Here is a 1,169-nt window from a genome sequence, read left to right on the forward strand (position 1 = left end):
ACTTTTGCGGCGAGAAGAGTATAAATCGGCCCCTAATTCCCTTGGTGAGACCTGAAGTATGAGCACTCCATTTTGGCAAAGTAAATCGTTAGAACACATGAGCGAAGAGGAATGGGAATCTCTTTGTGATGGGTGTGGCAAGTGTTGTCTGCACAAGCTAATGGATGAAGATACCGATGAAATCTACTACACCAATGTGGCGTGTAGCTGGCTGAACAGCAAAACATGTTCATGTAAGGACTACCCAAATCGCTTTACCTCTGGCGAAGAGTGCACCAAGCTGACACGCGAAGACATCGACGATTTCACTTGGTTACCGCACACGTGTGCTTACCGTCTGTTAGCCGAAAATCAGCCATTACCAGAATGGCACCCGTTGATTACGGGCTCGAAATCCGCAATGCACGCGGCGGGCGAAAGTGTCCGCAACAAAGTGGTGTACGAAATTGATGTGGTGGATTGGGAAGACCACATTCTGAACCACCCAAATCGCCCATAGCCAAATTGAAACAAGCCTTTTACCAACAGTGAAAGGCTTGTTTGCTTTTAGGGTCAATAAAAGACCGGATTCTCATAAGTGATGACAAAACGACGGTCATTGTTGAACTCTGACGCTTAATTAACTAAATGCTGCTCGGTTTGCAATTTAGTGATGTAAACTTAGGGCATATCATTTCAAGGCTTTACATTCCGATTCTTGATCGCTCCGATCGGGATTCGTTTCCTACGAGGTAAAAATGACGTTTCATTTCCCCCTGAAAAATCGCCAGACACCTTGGGTAGCGATATTCGCTTTATTCATCACGATGATGACCCCTATTTTTGTGCAAGCCACAGAAAGCACAGAGCCTCCTATTATCTCTGAAGCAGAAGCTTCTATAGATAGCTTGAACATCGACATTGTCGATTTATCGCAAAGCCTATCTCAAACGGCAGGTGACGAGCGTGATGCGCTTCAGCTACAACTTTTCCAAAAAAATGAAGAGTTGAGAAATCAATTAGCGTCCGCGATTGAGCGTGAGTCCATCCCTCGTGACAAGCTGATTAAGCTCGTCAAAACGCAAGAAAAGTACTCAAAAGACGCGACCGACTATCTGACGACCAAAACCAAAGAAGTCATTGAAGAGTTAAACAAAGCGAAAGACGAAGAAAAGCTCGCGCTTATTAAC

General features: G+C 44.9%; 1 protein-coding gene and 1 pseudogene. Both read left to right on the plus strand.

The window, feature by feature from the left end; translation table 11 throughout:
- The first annotated feature begins 58 nt into the window (after positions 1–58).
- On the plus strand, positions 59–499 hold the full coding sequence (locus tag R7Q48_RS24490) for a YcgN family cysteine cluster protein (protein ID WP_005460092.1): 441 nt from the start codon (positions 59–61) through the stop codon (positions 497–499).
- Positions 500–737: 238 nt separating this feature from the next.
- Positions 738–1,169, plus strand: a pseudogene (locus tag R7Q48_RS24495) (mechanosensitive ion channel protein MscS); the annotation flags it as partial.

It is taken from the genome of Vibrio sp. 378, from assembly GCF_033339435.1.

What these genes read in the sequence shown, in the direction of transcription:
- R7Q48_RS24490 (WP_005460092.1), top strand. Translation starts at nt 59, where the DNA reads ATGAGCACTCCATTTTGGCAAAGTAAATCGTTAGAACACATGAGCGAA.